Origin of the sequence: Rhizobacter sp. Root404 (genome assembly GCF_001425865.1) — a bacterium.
Classification (GTDB): domain Bacteria; phylum Pseudomonadota; class Gammaproteobacteria; order Burkholderiales; family Burkholderiaceae_C; genus LMDS01.
Genome location: NZ_LMDS01000004.1, coordinates 1,294,888 through 1,313,369 on the forward strand (window position 1 = coordinate 1,294,888; position 18,482 = coordinate 1,313,369).

The 18,482-nt window shown below is 58.0% G+C and carries 10 protein-coding genes and 1 pseudogene; 4 read left to right on the forward strand and 7 right to left on the reverse strand.

Annotated elements, in window-relative coordinates:
- Window positions 1-264: 264 nt before the first annotated feature.
- From ASC76_RS25255 to ASC76_RS26585, 5 genes and pseudogenes are all read right to left on the reverse strand, one after another.
- Window positions 265-1,098 carry a hypothetical protein gene (locus ASC76_RS25255; RefSeq protein ID WP_162247103.1) on the reverse strand — a complete coding sequence of 278 codons (834 nt, stop codon included), beginning with the start codon at window positions 1,096-1,098 and terminating at the stop codon, window positions 265-267.
- A gap of 906 nt (window positions 1,099-2,004) precedes the next feature.
- Entirely contained in the window at window positions 2,005-2,841 is an 837-nt protein-coding gene (panC, locus tag ASC76_RS10470; protein ID WP_056465225.1) for a pantoate--beta-alanine ligase, read from the reverse strand.
- 10 nt (window positions 2,842-2,851) lie between these two features.
- Window positions 2,852-3,763, reverse strand: a complete 912-nt coding sequence (gene panB, locus ASC76_RS10475; RefSeq protein WP_371262109.1) for a 3-methyl-2-oxobutanoate hydroxymethyltransferase — start codon at window positions 3,761-3,763, stop codon at window positions 2,852-2,854.
- A 728-nt stretch (window positions 3,764-4,491) separates the two neighbouring features.
- Window positions 4,492-5,067, reverse strand: a complete 576-nt coding sequence (locus ASC76_RS10480; protein WP_056465227.1) for an IS607 family transposase — start codon at window positions 5,065-5,067, stop codon at window positions 4,492-4,494.
- A 586-nt stretch (window positions 5,068-5,653) separates the two neighbouring features.
- Window positions 5,654-6,028: pseudogene (locus tag ASC76_RS26585) on the reverse strand (dsDNA nuclease domain-containing protein); the annotation flags it as partial.
- A 2,288-nt stretch (window positions 6,029-8,316) separates the two neighbouring features.
- Here ASC76_RS26585 and ASC76_RS10485 point away from each other — a divergent pair.
- Complete coding sequence (locus ASC76_RS10485; RefSeq protein WP_162247105.1) at window positions 8,317-10,611, forward strand: S1C family serine protease; 2,295 nt, start codon at window positions 8,317-8,319, stop codon at window positions 10,609-10,611.
- A gap of 326 nt (window positions 10,612-10,937) precedes the next feature.
- Window positions 10,938-11,531: a hypothetical protein gene (locus ASC76_RS10490; protein ID WP_056465229.1), complete on the forward strand. Its 594-nt coding sequence runs from the start codon at window positions 10,938-10,940 to the stop codon at window positions 11,529-11,531.
- Window positions 11,532-11,654: 123 nt separating this feature from the next.
- Here the strand turns inward: ASC76_RS10490 and ASC76_RS26590 are convergent, their stop codons facing one another.
- Window positions 11,655-12,806, reverse strand: a complete 1,152-nt coding sequence (locus tag ASC76_RS26590) for a hypothetical protein (protein ID WP_157615519.1) — start codon at window positions 12,804-12,806, stop codon at window positions 11,655-11,657.
- 514 nt (window positions 12,807-13,320) lie between these two features.
- On the opposite strand from ASC76_RS26590, the gene ASC76_RS25270 reads away from it, so the two are divergent.
- Entirely contained in the window at window positions 13,321-14,232 is a 912-nt protein-coding gene (locus ASC76_RS25270) for a hypothetical protein (RefSeq protein WP_157615521.1), read from the forward strand.
- A 31-nt stretch (window positions 14,233-14,263) separates the two neighbouring features.
- Entirely contained in the window at window positions 14,264-15,745 is a 1,482-nt protein-coding gene (locus ASC76_RS24655) for an AAA family ATPase (RefSeq protein WP_162247106.1), read from the forward strand.
- Window positions 15,746-16,253: 508 nt separating this feature from the next.
- Here ASC76_RS24655 and ASC76_RS24660 read toward each other — a convergent pair.
- A complete protein-coding gene (locus ASC76_RS24660) occupies window positions 16,254-18,299 on the reverse strand; it encodes a M36 family metallopeptidase (RefSeq protein WP_162247107.1) in 2,046 nt (681 codons plus the stop codon).
- Window positions 18,300-18,482: the final 183 nt, after the last annotated feature.

An 18,482-nucleotide genomic window follows, 5' to 3' on the forward strand; every position in this document is an offset into this window, starting at 1 on the left:
CTCACTGCGCATCCCGGGGTAGGCGACTACGGTGTATGTTGCTCATAAGCTAGGCGAATGGCGGAAACGCCGATGCAGCACACCCTCCACACCTGCACGGGAGTAGCCCTTCGACAATATCGACAACAGTTTGCATTGAGCTGCCGTCCACGGCGAAGTCGACTGCTGTCGTCATGCTGCAGAACGCCAAGATCAGCGCGAATCCCCAGACGGGGTAGACGAACGCAGCTATTCCGATGATTGAAAATAGCATTTCCTATAGCTTCAATTCAGTCCAACCGCTCTGCGAACAAACTCTGCTTCATCCATCACTTCGGCGGACGTTGTTCCACACACCATGTGATTCGACGAATCAAGCACGTATAGAAGTGACCCAAGCAACTGGCCGTCACGTCTGTCTGCAACTTTCAGTTCAACCTGGTGCAGGAGTGATTCTGTCGCCGCTGCCTGGACCTCTGTAATTTTGTACTCAACCAATGCGTCGGACGAGAGATCTGAAACGCCAAAATAGTCTTCACTACTGTTGGGGCGTCGGATAAAGGGCCAGTTCCCGTTTGCTGCGGGTCCCACATGAGCGCAGCATTTCGCTTCAGTAAAAACAATGGGCGATGGAAACTTCGGCATCACCCACGCGCTAGACATCACTCTCGCGTCTGAGGTCAGACGAAAGACGTTCAAGCGTGGAAAGCGGTCGCCCTCCCAAACGTATGCAATTGATCGAACAGGGACGGCTGGACTAGCGAAGTATGTAGCGCCTGCGGCCTCACACATAGTTCCAAAAGCCGGATCGGGAGCGCGCACTTCGACAGGATCGAATGTACGGACGCCCCATCCGATCCCCATGACAGCACCGCTTGCGCTCGGCCAAACCAATGCAGCTAGCAGTAACCCTCTGCCGCTTTTTCCCTGCGAAGCTAACGCCCAAGCGAAATAGGTGAGCGCACTCACCCAAATAGCTTCGAGAACGACACCAGTCGGGCTCGCCGAAGTACCCCCGTTAGTCGCAAGACTAAGCACTGCTCCAGATAGCAGTGCGCTCAAATTGACAAGCGTCAACAAAAATATGCCAAAGCGAGCCGCTGCTTGTTGTCGGGACATTTCGGAAGTCTCTCAAGAGACCCGTCGCCCGTCACATAATCTCTAAGCATGCATCTGCCCAAGAGCGGCCCTGTGCCTGCTCCGCCTGGATCGTCGGATGCCTCTCCGATCGACCCGTGGGTCAGTAGGCACTGCCCCGCTGACGTCGAGCGACATAAAACAGATGGCAATCAAGTGACGCAAGCAACTGTAGTTCCTTTCGCGTAAATTCTTCATGGCACTCGCCCTCAAGACGCCGATGCATATGCAGCACAAACTCGCTCGCGCCTGCCTCGCGAAACGCAGCGAGCAGTGTGACTAGATGCGCGAGAACGCTAGTAAGCCGGCTTTCCATGGGACCACACGGGAGACCGCCGGGTACCGAGTACAGCGACGAGCCGAAGTTGACGACGTGTCCTTGACTGCCACCGAAAGTTGCGACTCCCCCGGGATTGAATGCGTGTAGGAAACGCAAACCGGTGCGCATTGGATAAAACTGCGCGCCGCGCGCTTGGAAGTGAAATTCGTACCAAGAGTCCATTGCAGCCTGACTTAGACGACGCTGGCGCGAGCAGCGGGGGACAGCAAAGGTGAGCGTCTCAAAACGGTACGGGTGAATAACTCCACGGACAATATGGCGGCCCGTTTAGAAAGGAAGAGGGGACGAAACTTACGAGCCAGTGAACCCGGCACTTTGCGAGCGATCGGGGAAAGGGTCATACACCTTTCGGTATGCATGGCGGCGGGGAAAAAAGCGCCGGGCAGTGCGGCCCGCCACACGCGCCCGCCGGCCGACAACGTGAGACTGAAGCACGGCGGGCTACGTCCGCTCAGAAGCGTTGAGCGACGCACGCTGTCCGTCCGCCCCACTAGCTGGTGATTCCGCAAAGTCAGGATCGCGAATTCGAAATCACCAAGGTCAGCCGCTCAAATCAACATTCCGAAATCAAAATTGTCAATAAGTCGAGTGGACCCTAGGCGTGCCGCGCCCAATACAACTAGGTCGTCGCCCGCACGCGGAGTTCCGAAATCGCGGAGCGATCTGATTGCGACGTAGTCTGGATCCCAACCTTGCTTACGAAGACTCGATACTGCGCCCGACTCCAATGCGGTCCAATCGCGCCGACCCTCGCGCACCTCCGAAGCCACATGCATGAGCTCACGCGAAAGTGTCGCCGCCTCGACGCGCTCATGCGCGCTCAGGTACCCATTCCGGGAGGACAACGCCAGACCGTCCGCTGCGCGAATCGTTTCGCACGCGACGATATCTATAGGTAGCGCAAACTGCTTAACCATGCGGCGAACTACAAATAGCTGTTGACAGTCCTTTTTGCCAAATACCGCGAAACTTGGCTGAAGGATATTGAACAGCTTTAGCACTACGGTGCACACGCCCGTAAAGAATCCTGGCCGAAATTCCCCCTCAAGAACGTTCGCGAGCTCCGGAGAAGGAAGGACCTTGAATGTTTGCTCTTCAGGGTAGAGCTCCCTTTCCGCGGGAACGAAAACGACATCGCACCCTGCGTGCCGCAACAAATCACAATCGCGTTCGAGCGTTCGCGGATAAATACCGAAGTCTTCATCTGGCGCAAACTGCAACCGATTGACGAAGATGCTTGCTACGACGAGATCTCCCACGTCTCGCGCGCGCTCAATCAATGAGAGGTGGCCTTCGTGCAAATTACCCATCGTCGGCACGAAGGCTATGCCGCGCACGCCTGCCAAAGCATTGCGCAGTTCGAGCACTGTATGAATGATGCGCATATCGACCGGCTTAGTAAGTATGGACGGATTCAACCGGGAAGCTGCCATCTTTGACGGCAGCAACGTAGCGACGCACTGCAGACTCGATTCCGCGGTCTAAGCCGTCGGAATCATTCACAAAATCGCGGGCGAACTTTGGCGCTCGACCATCAGCAACTCCTAGCATGTCATGTAGCACAAGAACCTGCCCACTACATTGCGCACCTGCACCGATTCCGATAACCGGGATGGGCAGCGCAGCCGTGACCTTGGCAGCAAGCGCGCTTGGGATCAGCTCGAGCACCATCATCGCTGCCCCAGCGTCGGCTAACTCTTGGGCTTGCAGAGCGAGGGTCTGAGCAGCGAGCGAGTCGCGTCCTTGAACGCGATATCCCCCGAGCGCGTGAACCGACTGGGGAGTCAGGCCCAAATGAGAACATACCGAAACGCCGCGCTCTGACATGAAGCGAACGGTGTCGACTGTCCAGCCACCTCCTTCTAGCTTGACCATGTGCGCGCCGCTTTGCATTAGCGCGCTAGCGCTGCGCATCGCTTGATCAACAGACTGATGATAAGAGCCGAATGGCAGGTCGCCGACGATCCACGCGTGTGTATTACCTCGAGCAACGCAGCGGGTGTGATAAAGCATTTCGTCAAGCGATACTCGCACTGTGCTATCTCGCCCTTGTACGACCATGCCCAGCGAGTCACCTACCAAGATCGCATCGACCCCGGCATTGTTGAGGACTCGGGCGAAGGTAGCGTCATAGCACGTCAGCATTGCAATCTTTTCACCTGCGGAATGCATTAGGCGCAGCTGATGCAATGTCACTTTCTTGCGTTCCTTTTTCGCTTGAAGTAGACCTGATGTCTCGGGCAAGTTCACCCCTCCGTTTTCCGCGGCCCCAGGTGGGGACGCGAGTTTCTCTGACTTCATGCTCATGCGGCACCTATGCGTTCTTCGTTCTGTCACCCGGGGCTGTCCTCGCGGTAGAGGGCCCCGTCCTTGGCAAACTTTTTCTGCTGGAAGAATACGACGTACGTTCCTGCGGGGACCAGCAAGTAGGAAGCCGGCAACCCGAAGCGCGATAACGTCATACTCGGTTTGAAGGGCGCTCCGATTTGGAATGTGGAGAGGGGTGAGCCGCTCGTTGCGGCCATGGAATCCTGCATCAGACTGAAACGCCAACTCTTCACATGCACACTTATCATGCAAGCACTTGCTAGTCACTATGCAGCGCCCCGGTGTGGCGTTTTAGATATGCTCGCGGGCCGGTTCCGGGCGTCCGACCAACGCGGAGCGTGCGACGCTACGGCTACGCTTCTAAACGTTAGCGATCCAGTGCTTAGCGGTGACCGATGGCATCGAGAAGACGTCGTGGCTTTCGGCACAAGGGCCGCACGAAGGCCAAGTAGTGGCAATGGTCTCGCGGGCCGTCAGTTGAACGACTCGCGAGCGGCGAACGCGGTTAAATGAAGGAATGGGCAAGTTCCTTGTGTAGCCAATGACCAGTCCTCTGCACCTCTCCCCTTAACTAGTCAGCGGTAACAGCGCGCGTATCGCCTAAAGGGCACAGCTCCGTGCGGAGGTTTGGCCCGTCACAAGCGGCAAACACGCGTAGCCGGTACGCCCTCGTCCAGGTTCGCCTTGATACTAGCCCCGGAACCTGATCACATCTCACGTACTGCAGCGCTCGCGATTCGCAGAGCTGCGGTGGCCTTGCGCTTGGCGCTGCGTCGACCGTAAAGACGTGCACAGAACGAGGTCAACACCTCGCACATGTCCCGCACGAGGTCGTCGTGCACCTCGGCGTTCTCGACGACGCATAGGCGTCTTCCCGAGGCGCACAATGCGGCTTCGAGATAGTCGAAGCCGAAGCGAGTTAGTCGATCCCGATGCTCAACGATGATGACCTTGAGCCTTACATCGGCGAGCAGCTTCCTCAGCTTGGGGCGACGCCGGTTCATGCCGGAGCCGATCTCGCTGACTGCTGCGGTGATGTGCCATCCCTCGGAGAGGGCGTACTGCGTCAAGCGAGCCAACTGGCGGTCCAAGTCGGCGCGCTGATCGGCACAGGACACACGGGCATAAAGCGCCACGCCATCGGCCGGCGAAGTCGCGGCATCGACCAAGATGGTCCCCGACGCGACTTGGCGTGCCGGCACCGGCAGGGTCCCTTGATGAAACCACCGCCACGCCGTTCTGTATGACACGCCGTTGCTGGCGGCCCATTGCTTGAGCTTCATGTCTGCCTACCCTTGAACATAGTTGTTCAAGGTATAGGCACCAGCTCTCAACCCCTTTTCGTTGGGCGCGGAACAAGCACTAAGTGATCGGCGTGATGCGCCGACACTTCGTTCAGCATGTCTAGTCCGCACGACTTGGCACACAGGCGCCACTGGCGCCCTCTTGGGAAGCAATTGCGGACGCCGGGGGCGTCCGCTCTCCCCTCTTTTCTTCTTTCTTCTTTCTACATGTCGAGGCCAGCGACGAAAGTCCCACTTTACCCTTTCGTGACAGCAAGTTAGCTCTGATTCCTGACATCTTGACTGGGGAGCTGGAATCTACATTCCGGGGAGCTGAAATCTACAATCCCGGGAGCTGGAATCTATAAAATGGGGAGCTGGAATCTACGTTTTGGGGAGCCGAAATCTAAGGCGCGTAGCGCAGGTCGATCCCTTGACCGCGACCGGCCTTGAACGACTCCAAGCTGATTCCGAGCAGATCCAACAAATTTCGCCAGTCGATCAACGTCGGCTCCCAGGCTGATACCGGAGGAAGCGTCAAGGCTCGCCCTGGCGCAACCCGCGTCTACAGCGGACGGCGAGATTCCTAGATCTTCGGCGATAGCGGCCTGGACGCTTGAAACGATCGTCGCGGGCAATGAAGCAACCTCCGACTCCTCGCACTCGACCTTCGGTGCGTCGTGACTGAGCCTGCGTTCGATACGCATCCGAGAAAAGACTTCGCAGCCGGGAATCGAGGGCGGTGCTGGTAGAGCTTGCCGAGAACAGAACGAGGCGGTTTGGCAGACGTGCCGGTTTTCAGAAGAAGTTCGTCCAAGGTCCAGGGTCGTGCAGACACTCCTTCGTACTTCTTTATCTGCGCAGAATGGAGCTGTGTGGGTGCAATCGCCCTGTCAAGAAGAACGACATCCTGCTTGAAGTCAAGAGCTACGAGAAAGTCGGCGCTGGTGGCCAACAGCTCCGGAGCCCGGCACGATTAAGTCGATGCACCGTCGCTCATGCGGCTAACGTAACCATTGCGCAACCCCACCACGCGTCCCACACGCGATGCTCTTGTTTTGAGATGTCGTCGTGCTTCCGTCAGCGCAACGCGCCGTTGGCTGTTCCTCGGCAGACTTCGCAGCGCCAACAAGTTCCGGCTTGCTGCCGGCGTCTGCCGATGAAACGTATCCTGGAGACACAGGACTTGTTGGCGCATATGTTGAAGCACCCGAGCGAGTGGACTGCGATCCATTGGTAAGTCGGCCCGCTACCAATGGGACCGCGACGTGGATTGAGTTGTTTAGCGCGATCGACTTGGTGCCAACCTTTCCGGAGTACGGATTCACGTTCCCCTTGGCGGAGTAGTTGTCTGCCCGGGTGTGATTCGGGTTGGTCGCTCGCGACGGGGCCACGTATGTCCCATCCTTGCTGTAGTGGCCTTTGATGGCGTGTGATGTGCTCGTTGTGCGCTGTGTCGAGTGAGCAACGCTTGCACGCGAAGTAGCCAGTCCGGCAGAACTGTGAGATGAATACCCGGAGTGGTGCGCTCCGGAATACCTATGTGAGCTCGAATGCGAACCCGAGTGAGAACTTCCGTGACCGCCTCCGTGTCCTCCACCCCCTCGTGCAACGGCAACTTGCGGATTAGCCACGCAGACGAGAGCTGCCACGATCGCCGCCAGCACACGCAGTTTCGCCACATCCGTCTCCCGATGCCATTGAAGTACGGGCACGGTAGCAGCGTTGTTACGAAAAGATACCCCTAACCAAGGGACTCTTCTGCCCGCGATGTCGTCATTCGATGGGTTAGGCAGGCGCGACTTCTTCAAACACCCATCACGTTAGCAATGAAGGGCAGCACGACGGCTCATCACAGACATCCGCTCAGTGCGAATCGAGTCTTGCATCTGACCTGATTGGGGCTGTCGAGCCCATGCGTCTAGGGCCCGGATTCTGTCGGCGAGAGCTTGGCATTCCGATGCCTGAGGTGCAGGCGTGGCCGTCGCGCCGACCGCAACAGCGTTCATCGACCCTCCGTAAAGCTCTGCCGCGGCCGCCGCCTCTCGGCTTGCCATCGCCACCTGCTCGTCGAACGGTAGCGCGCCCGGCACAGAGGCGATCCTATCGATGGTCGCCTTCTGACTGCTACACGTGCCATTGGTCCAGAAGGTGCTGCCGGCGTAGCTCTTACAGAGGTAAATAGTGGAGCTCGCGGGGGGCGCCTCGTACCGCGGGCGCTGGTAGACGGCAGTCTCCGGTCGGCGTTCAACTTTTACGGGCGCGCGTAGTTGTTCCGCGGGCGGCGATGAATGGATCACCGGTCGCGTCGTCGATTCAACCCGTACTGTGCGTGGCTTAGCGGCTCGCATGCGCTCGGAAACCGCGTAGAGGCCTAGCGCCGCCACTATTAGGAGGAACAACGTCACCGCCAACGAATGTGACTCGCGGCGCGGCCTGAAAGGGGAAGGACCGTCAGTAAACATGCCCTCAACGATACGACGGTCGTGCAAGTTACGGCATCAGCCATTCGAAGGCTTGACGCCGTCATTGATTCACCCGCCGGCATTCAGCAAGCTATTGCTCGGGGTCGCTATTAGAGGGAGTGGCAAGCCGACCCGATCTCACGAATGCTTTGCATGCGAAATCGGATGCAATGTCTATCGCGAGACTTCCGCGCACATCCCGATGGTGCGATGCTTAGTCGCAGCAAGGTCCTTCTCATGTCTGCTTTCGATTTACGTCCCCGCTTTGCGCAGGATCCGCAGAAGATGCCGGAGGCCATAAAGTTCCTTGGACATCAGTCGAATGAGCCTAAGGCAGCTTGAATCTATTGGCGCGATACGCGAGAGTTCGCGAGGCCGAGCTGGGGGCGAGAGCCTTTGACCAAACATGAGGCCGATCCCGCGCGGACTCTCATCGGCGCTGCTTTAGGGGGGAGACGACGGATCGTCGCCCCCCTCGCTTAGCGGAGTTCTTACTGACAGCTCGCCGGCAAGGCAAAGGACTCAGTATTACCGCCCCTACTCCTGTGCAGCCAACGTCGTCTGGATGCTCAAGGAGGTCGCGTGCCTTACGAATTGCGCCCAAAGGGATTGACCTTGACCTAGGCACCGGTTGCCTCCCCGCGTTTCATCGACTCAATCTCCGCGCTCCCCTACCTCTAGGGAGGAAAGATGCAGCAGTAGTGTTGTTGGGCAGCCAGTAACCCTCCGCCGGCTCAGTGTGAGGAGCTAAGATGCAAGTAACAAAATGCATCTGGACTGCGCAATGTCTGAACCACTCACTCGACTGAAGCTTGTCCATTGCGCGTCAACGCTTGCAGCAGTCTTGATAATCTCCGGCTCGGCCCGTGCTGCCGAACCTAACGCGTCAGACAACATCGCCAACGACATAGCGCAGGGTCTGAGCAAGGGACTAGGGCTGCTCGGGGGCCTGGTGGACTCGATGGTTAGTCCGACCGCTGCCGACTTCAAGAAGAAGGTCGCCGAGGGAAAAGTCGAAGAGGCGTTGAGCCTGTACGCAGCGAACGCGAAGGACTTTAAGGCCAAGAGGGAACTCGATTCTTCGATCAAGTCTTTGCTGGCCGATGCACGGCGAGTGAAAGCTCCGCTGCTCGAGCCCGGAATCGCACAGGTTGAAGAACGGCGCGGCCAGGGCGATTTCATCAAGGACCCTGTGGGCTTTCGGTCGTTCCTAGATGCTCTACAGCGCGATCGCGCTGCATACGTCGCCTACACCCTTCTTGCGGAAAACGCGCCCAGCGACCCGAATCTGCAACGGCTCGACGCCGAAGTGTTGGCTTGCCGGGAGGCGGTTGCAGCGAACAGTTCGGAGGTCTACCAAGCCTTTCCGCACGAGCGAATCGCCTTCGAATCCGTATTCCCCGAGGTTCCAAATCAGGGCGGTCTGTTTCGAGCTTCGCTGCCCAAGCTTTCCGCACGTCTGGGTCAGCTAGACGAAGCGAGCCGCAAGGCCTTCATTCGCAACACGAGCACAGCGTGGAAATCCGATCCGGCGCTTCAGTCAGATTTCAGCGAGGTGTTGATCTCGAAAATGTCGTCCAATCCGAGTCTGCTAGCGAAATTGAAGGCAGCGGACACTGTTGAGGAGTATGGCCTTCGGTCTAGCGCTGCCCAGAGCCGCCCTGCCCTGTTCGTCGTTGACGGTCCGTCCAAATCAGGGGAGGCCGCCGCTCAGTTCGACAATCCAGCCGACGGGCGGAAATCGGTTCAGCAGGCGAAGGACTACGTCAGCGACGCCGGAGCGAGACCCGCTATCTTTGTCGTGCTGGACGAGAGCCGAACCGTCCGAAAAATCGTCGACAAGAAGGACGTCGAATCGACTTACGTGTCTGGTCAGCGGCGGGTTCCGAACTCGCAATACGAGCTCGCCCGCATCAGCTGTCAACGAGCTCAGTCAGATGCCGCTGCGCAAAGCGCGCGAAACACGATGACGCCACAGAGATCAGTGCTCGGTTCCGTGCTGCAAGGGCTCGCGGCTGGCCTGTCTGATGGCAACGCAAATCGCGTTTGCCAGCAGTTCGCCGAAACGCCGCCCTACCTGGAGGAAGATGTTTATTCCTCGTACAGCTATGTGGTGTCGGAGATAGAGGTAGCCAGCGTCGCTCGTGGCCGCGTCGTCATGGCTGATGCATCGCAGCGGGCCGCCGAGTCGTATCCTTTTAGCAGGGAGGACAAGAAGACCTACCGCGTGGCATATGGGAAGAAGGATGCCGACCGCTCTGGGGCGAGCGGATTGATTAGCGATGCCGAGCTGGAGCGGGTTGCTTCCACGGGTCCGTCAATAAATCCCCGAATGCTCGTGCTGGGCGTGGATCCAAATTCCAAGCAGGTCGGCGATGGCCTTCGGCTGGCATCGCTTTTCGAGCCGACAGGCACTGCGCCAGTCGTACCGATGCGCGTGACAGCTCCTGTCTTGGAAGCAAGCTCTGGTTCCCGCGGGGGCCTGCAGCAGGCTTCTCTCATGAGCCAGTCTGCTGTTCGCCCGGAAGGCACTTCCGACGTTGATGCGCGGATGAGTTCGGTTGTCGTCGTCCTGAACCCCAAGGGTTCATTAGGAGCTGGGTTCTATGTCGAGCCCAACCTCATTCTGACCAACTTCCACGTCATTGAAGGTGCGTCGACTGTCGAACTACGTGCGTTCAATGGCGACTTGTTCACCGGCAGGGTCGTGCGACGAGACATTCAGTTGGACCTCGCTTTGCTTCGGGTTGATCGCCCCGGACCGCCGGCCCAGTTCGCCAGCACTGTCCTCAGACCTGGAGAGACGGTGGAAGCAATCGGTCATCCGCGAGGTCTGACGTTCAGTCTGTCGCGCGGTGTGGTTAGCGCCGTGCGTCAGATGAAGGGCGCGTTGGCCCAAGGCGGCGACAAGGCCCTGCTGATTCAGACCGATACGCCCATAAATCCAGGAAACTCAGGTGGACCGCTGTTCTTTAATGGTCGTGTGGTGGGTGTGAACACGATGAAGTTCAAAGGTACCGAAGGTATCGGATTCGCTGTGCACTACACTGAAATCGTCAAGTTTCTCAGTGAGCAATGAAGTTTAGAACTGTCGTCCTAGACGCGCACAGGAATTGCTGGAAACCCAGCTTACCCAGCAGCTGACAAGAAGTCCGGCTCTAGCAATGCGCAAGAGGAGAATTCGACTGCAGGGCACGCAGATTTACCGCCAGCAAGAACGCTCGCTGGGTTAAGGCACTGTGAATTTGAAGCGTACAGGCGGAATTTTTAATTGCCGCTTAGAGACCATTGCTTCAGCGCCAATGGGAAATCGGAAGCAGGCGAGTGTCGCAAACATGCCGAGTGCCCGTCAATGCCATCCACAATCAACTATCGGTTGCGCGGTGCGCAGCACTAACTGCCAAGATGACGTTCAAGAACTTGTTACTGCGCTGGATTCTCCTGGCAGCGATGCTCTTTTCGCTCTTGATCCTGTACCACTTCACGGACCGAAGCGCGTTAGCAGGGAAGTTCGTGCCTCACTATGTGCCGATGTCCCAGGAACAGGCACGGCTTGCGGCCGCCCAAAAATGCGACACCTCGTACCGCCGCTTTACCGAAAACTGCTCGGCATTGGACCAGCAGGAGGTGGACTTTGTACTCATGGCCCACCGCAGAGACTTCGAAAGAGAACACATCGAGCCGGTACTCGGCTACTTAGAGAACGTCGGATTTGCTGTTTGCTTCGCATTCGCGGCCGCAGGAATCTGGTTCCTGTGGCAATGGCTGACGCTACAGTGGAGCACCCGCATCGCGGGCGCACGCCAAGCATTCGGGTCACTCACCAGTTTGGCGAAGATTGATGAGCGCCTCAAGTCCCGTCGCATGAAAAAGGCAAACGCTGACTTCTTGACTCTGAAGAACCTGTTCGACAATGGATTGATTTCAGAAGCGGACTTTCTCACTAGAAAAGACCTTCTTGCCGCGTCAGTGGCAGGTGCCGTCTCGCGAAACCGGTAGCCGCTCGATCTCGCCATGGCGGTGCTCCAGTTGACCGGCCAATTGGACCCGCAGCATTAGGGGGTGCTGCGGCGGGGATGTCGCAAGGAGGCGACGCTTGCGCCCGAGCCTTGCCTCCACCTCTTACCTCAGCACTCGGCAATTTCCGAACTCGCAGCGAATGGCTAACGAGTCTCCGTTTGCACAAGGAACCGAGTAGGTCTCGTAGCCGCCTCCCTTTGCTGTCAGCGTCAGCTTCGGCGGAGAAGCACACGCTCTCGTCTCTGGCAGGCGTTCCGCTTGGAACAAGTCTTTTCCACCGGTCAAGCCGAGCGCAACTGGGCCGGTAGTGGCCGGTGCCACGACTCCCACAGCAGCTGGAACTGGAGCTGAGACTGTCAAAGGGACCGGACGGGACGCGGACAACGGCGTCTCTGGCCCACGTACTGGCGTCACCGCAGTGACATAGGTCACGGGTGCAGACGTCGACGAAGAGGCCGCCGTCGGAAGCGGCGCGGGAGCGCCCCCAGCAGTCCGTAAGAACTCAAACACGCTCAGTTTTCCGTTGGCCGTCACTTCAAAGCGAATAGCGTCGTTTGGCGAACCATACTGGTCGCAGCACTTCTTCAGAATCAGTTGCCCTGAGACCATGCGTTGCGGTTCGACGGTGTTTGCCTGAAGGATGGCGTCTGCGGCCGCTTCCTGTGCTTGAGAGTTGTACTCAATCTGACCGATTCCGATGCCCGTCGCACCACCGACAGCTGCGCCTGCGATCATGCCGCTTGTCGGATCGTAGACGCGTATGGTGTTTGAACCATAGAAGCGAGTCACTCCGTAGCGGTTTCCCACGACGCCGGAGTAGTTCGACGTATACGTCTGGCGAGAAGCAGAGTTGGCGGCGGCGACCGCCGCCGCGCCGCCCAGGATCGCAAGGGCGATTTGCTTCCCGAGCTTTTCTTGTCTGATCTCTTCGACTTTCTCTGTATACGTGTACAGCGGGACAGGCATCCCGCGATAAAACGCTTTGACGTTATCGACTGAGAAGTTCTGCGCTTGGTCGCTATTGTTCGCATAACCGATCGTGAAAGTCGGTTGGCTCGTACCCTGCATCTTGAAGGTCGGGTACATGAACAGTTCGTGGTCCGCAGCCTTCTCGGAAAGCGTACCGACGCCTTGAGCGAACTTGAGGGTTTGCTCAGCAGTGACAACGCGGGGGTGATACGAAACGAGCGTTGAGCAGCCGCCCAAGAAGAATGCACACGCCAGAAAAGCCACACGAGTGATGCACAGGTTCATCTAGTTTCCGATATTCAGGTGAGCTCGCGGGTGGGGCTCGACCATCAGGGGGCTGCGCAGCCCTGCACTTTCCAAATGGACGGACGGCGCTGGTCAGCCAGCAAAGCTGCCACCTAGCAAGGTTAATTGCGGGGCTTAGCAGGCCTGTAAGGATCGACCTTGCCGGTCTTTCCCGTGTGCGGATTGACGTTCGGCTTGCTAGACCAGTTGTCTCGTCTGGTTCCGTTGGGATTAGTCGCGTGATGAGGAGCAACGTACGTCCCCTGCTTGGTAACGTGTCCCTTCACAGAATGCGACCCTCCTTTAGCGGATGCGACAGAGGCGACAGACAGCAGGGCGGCGACGAGAAGTAGGTTGGTGCGCATCAGTGAGCTAGGCCAGAGCAAAGGTAACCGACTGTGTCAGACATTCGTTTCAAGTCAAGCCCCTACGTATGTGGGTGAGCCAGTTAAGCGGTTGGCCAATACTTTCAAGAGTGGAACTCTGGCAAGCTTCAGTCAAACGCCCCTGTCACATGCAACGCATCTCGGAGTGCCTAAGCAGTAAGTTCCCCGGCGAGGGACCAACTGCCACTTACCGAGCAGAGCTTGCACGCATCTGCTCTGCTTTCGCCGAAAGTGGGTTCGCTGACGGTAAGTACGTCCGCGAGTTGACTCTGGGCCCAGAGGGAACGTTCTGGTCCTGCGTCTCGGAAGCGCTGATTTTCGACAGGCTGAGATCGCGACTTGCACCCAGGATTTCCATCGGTTCCGGTCCTGACTTTCTGCTCTTGTGCGGTGACACGAAGGTGTGGGTGGAAGTCGTTTGTCCGGAACCTGTGGGGATTCCTCAAGAATGGCTAAACATTCAGACAAGCACCGCGGTGACGGTCCCCCACGAAGCCATCTTGCTGCGTTGGACTAGCGTCATAAAGGACAAGGCTGAAAAGCTCATTGGCAGCGCAGACGGCCGAACTGCTGGCTACCTCCAAACTGGCGTGGTCTCACCGAACGACGTCTACGTCGTCGCGGTGAACGGGTGCCGCCTTCGAAACGGGCCTTTTCCAGCGCTGAACGGCATAAGCCAATTCCCCTATGCAGTGGAAGCCGTGTTTCCGGTCGGGCCCTATCAGATTCGCATCGACCGAGGAACGCTGAAAGCCGTCGGACAGGGATACCAAGAGCGCTTTAACGTCACCAAGCCTACCGGCGCCAACGTTCCAACGTCTGCTTTCCTCGATCCCCGTTACGCACCTGTGAGCGCGATCTGGGCTGTCGATTTCAACGGCGAGGGGATACTTGGCAACTCGGAACCTTCGGCTTTGGTTCATAACCCCAACGCGGTGCAACCGCTGCCCCGTGACTTTCTGGATGCCGACGTGGAATTTGTCGCTTCTTCACATGGCGATGGCGAGTTCCTGCTTGAGCGGCACTCGCGCAACGGATAACTGTTCCTATGTTTTCTGGGAGACCGCAATGATGAACGCCCCTGACATCTACAGCCATCTCAAGGCTCTAGCAGCGGATGAAGCAGAAGAATTGGTTGCGATTATCGACGCGGGAAAGAGTCCGGATCGTCGAAAAGATGAGCTGCAAGAAGAATTTCGGCAGAAACATCAGGCAAGCCTGAGCGATAAAGAGTATTTGGCGCTGTTCGGCACCTATCTGGACTGGTCGATTATCGCGATTCAGAACAGGCTCTATAGCAAAAACGAGCCCTATGGGAGTCCTCGGTTGCCTCGCAGCATCCCGGATGACGCTCACATTGACAGACGGCCGCTGCTTACCGACGAGCAATGGTCTGAACACCTGAGGGACTTCGAACCGATCGTCCTTGCCTGGGCGAAAGTTACGGCTGACTTGATGAGAAGGGGGACCGATGCGGCCGCGACCATACAAGACCACGACCTGTCGGCCGTTCGCTATCTTGACGCGAAGGGCGCGATAACTAGCACGGACAAGCTGGATGGCATGCAAACCTATAGAAAGATTTACATGGGTGAGCTCCGGTCGCTGTTGGGGCTGCCGCCAGATGAAGGGATAAACAACCAGCAATTCGGACCTCGGTCTACGGGAGCCAGGAAGCGCGAAGCCCCACGAGCGCACGCACCGTCCTCGGTAGTTGAAGCTCCTCAAGACAAAACGTCCAACGACCGTCTAGAGAGTTTGCTGGCAGCTCTGGATGACTTGGTCGGAATGCATCCTGTAAAGGAAGAAGTTCGAAAGCTGGTTGACCTTATTCGTGTCAACAAGCTGCGCGAGTCGCGTGGAATTCCGGCAAATACTTTATCTCATCATTTAGTCTTTTTCGGCAATCCAGGCACCGGGAAGACCACAGTCGCAAGGCTAGTCGGAATGCTCTTCAAAGAGCTTGGCCTTTTGTCGAAAGGTCATCTGGTTGAGACGGACAGAAGTGGCATGGTCGCCGGCTATGTCGGCCAGACAGCGCTAAAGACCAAGCAGCTATGCGACTCGGCGGCGGGTGGCATTCTGTTCATTGATGAAGCCTATTCGCTCAGTCAAAATCAGAATGACTTCGGGCAGGAGGCATTAGAGACGCTGCTCAAGATCATGGAAGACCGCCGAGATGACATGATTGTCATCGTTGCAGGCTATCCAGACGATATGAACGGCTTTCTGCGAAGCAACCCTGGACTAGAGTCTAGGTTCGCAAAAAGAATTCACTTCCCTGACTACAGTGGGGAGGAGTTGCACCGCATATACGAGGGATATCTTCGAAGAGCCAGTATGAAGGAGACGAACGACGCTTTATTGAAATCGTCTCGATTGCTGACGGAAGCAGCAGCGTCTGCCGGCAAAGGCTTTGGCAATGGGCGATTCGCCCGAAATTTGTTCGAGCGCACGATGGAACGGCACGCGAGTCGGATAAGCCGTTCTGGGCAGTTCGACGACTCGTCCTTGCTAACAGTGGAAGCGCCAGACATCCAGGAGCCGGGATGATTGATTGCAGCCGTTCCGATCAGCGAATGAGCGATGGACCGGCCGAATCACCTGTCAACTCCCTACTCCACTTGGACTTACCGAGTGATGAGCGCGGTAGTCTGTAGGCCGCCCACGCAAATGGTGCCGGCACGAAACACTCCTCCTCGGCTCCGACCTCGAGCCATCTCATAGATTCCCGGCTCAAGGTCAATGTTGAGGCTCTGTCCGTTCTCCAGCTCAGGTTTCATGACTCCATTGACTTTCACAGCGCCCGCAACTCTATCTGCGAAAGGCCATCTGCCTGCGTTCGGTCAAGCTATGGGAACCGTGAAGAATTTCCTAGGAAACCGCTCGATGGCCACTGGACGTAGTGACACAACTACTGGCGCGAGGTGCTAGAGCTCGGGAGACACCGAGCTAGTTACGAGAGCCGTCGCTCAGCAATGCAGCAAATGAGGGCGAACTCGCATAAGCGCCGATGTGGGAGGGAGACGACGGCTCGTCGCCCTCCTTGCTTAGCGGAGCTCTACTGACAGTTTGCCGGCAAGGCAAAGGACTCAGTGATGGTCACCGCTCCCCGGCGGCCGACCACGCCCTTGGCTCCCACGCCGATGCCGCTTCCAGCGAAGCCGCGCCAGATCAGGCATTCGCGTCCCGAACCGGCGACCGCCTGCAGCATGCCGTCGCGCATGTTTTCAAACGTCGGAGTAGCCGGCGTGTAATTCATGCCGTTGACGAAGTCAGCGTGGAGCGCTTCCTCCGTAAGTCCGAGGGAGCGGTATTGGACGAGAACACGCCACATCGCTCCAGCGTAGATTTCACCGTCGTCATGCACTTCCGCACCGGTGACCGACTTGTACGTCAGCGGGTAGCCGTTGTAGGGATACCGGCGGATGCCTGCAGGGTTGCTGAACGCGTACTCGCCCATGATGTCGTCTTTGTTCATGAGGAAGGCATTCACGTCTGATGCGCCTTCGCCAATTGCGCCTGCCAGCGGCCCGCTCATGCCGCCGATCATTCGCCACGTAAGGCCGTGACCGTACTCGTGGAAGACGATGTCGCTGTCGATGTCTCCATCAATCTGGAGCGGGACCACGGAGTTCTTGCGCAGCGCAGCCTGTTGATTGACTGCCGCCTTGATTGCCGCCCCGTCCGCGGCGCTGACCATGCCCGACGAGATCCGGACCTTCCCGGAGGTCCCGCCCGGAGCGGACGCCTTTCCAGGCACGTTGTTGACGATGACTACGGCGACGGCTCCAGCCTTTTGCGCGTTCAGCACCTTCACGGTGAAGTCGCAGGCGCCGCGATCGACAACCGCAATCTTTCCGGCAAGCGACACCGTAGACACCTCGCAAGCGTCAGAGGAGACACCCGTTCCATCGTTGTAGAGGGCTAAAGGTGCAGGCGTTCCGCTCTGCGGCAGGACCGGGCCGAACGAAGAGCTGTAAAGGCCGTAGTCGGTCGTACTGACGCGAACAAAACCAGACGGTGCGTCTCCAGTCCACAGATACATCTGCATCCGAGGAGATTGCCCGTCATTCGGAGTTGCGAAGTTCGCGTTGTCGGTACCGCTCCCGTCCTGTGCTTCAGCCAGAACAGGGTCGTTCCCAGACCCGCCCTTGGCGAAGTTGTTGACTTGGAAATTTCCGTTCTCTTCGTTGAATCCATATGCGTAGAGCACGTCATGCATGACATTGCTCAGATAGAACAGGTTCTGTACGGCGACGGCTCTATTGCCGGTCGTACTGGGCGCCGCCGCCAGGTCTGCGCCAGTGAGGAAGTTGCCACCGCTCACCGCCTGCCCTCCCGCGTCGGGAGTGTTGCTCGCGTCGGCGTCGAGATAGGCGCTTGCGTTGTTCCCTTTGATGTTGATCGTCGTTTGCGCGCCGCTCAACCAGCCACTCGGTGATACGGCATTGCCCGCGCCGGGCCCGGTGACCGTGGACTGACCACCCTGCAGAGGGCTCTTCGCGAACACGTTGTAGCTGTCAGAGTTCGTCCGTGACTCCACATGCAGAATCCGTCCATCGCTTGCGCTGACCAGCGTGTAATGCAGTTGGTTGTCTCCCCTGCTCCAGGTCTGCACGAGCCAACCTCTGGTCATCGTTCCGTCGTCCAACGGCACAGCCACGGCCTTTACGGTGGGCGAGCTCCAAAAGTACTGACTTGCGCTAAAGGTGACGGTGTCTGCATTGGCATTCTGGCGGCTGAAGGCATTCGGCGCCGACGGATGGAGAGACTTCACTACGCTAGTCAGTGCCTGCGCGGCGTCCACCTTCGCGGCTGGCAGACTGACGTTGCTGACAGGTGCCAAGTGATCAATCAAATGCACGAGGTCGCCGTTTCGGTCGAAAGCTGCTTTCGCATAGGCCCCGTAAACCGACAGGCCATCAACGTTCTGCTCGAGGCGAACGTGCGTAACGCCGTTCCGGCCCACTCGGGCCTCGACTTGTCGAGTTGCCGCCATCGTTCGGGCATCCCGCCCGCGCGTCGCCAATACCGTTGCAACCGTTTGAGCTTGGGACTGACCGCGCGAGCTTGCCAGTGCGCGACCGCCTTCGGCGTGGACCATCGCAGCAGAGCCTGCCTCGTAGGACGCTTGGGCCCACGCACCTTGGACGGCAATTGCGAGTGCCGTAGCCATCAGCGGGATATGAAATCGAGCGCGCATATATATACGTTCCTTACGGTTGTCGGTGCCGCATCTTGCTGCGTCGGGGTTGTGATGGCAAGCGGGAAAGGACGCAATGGTCCC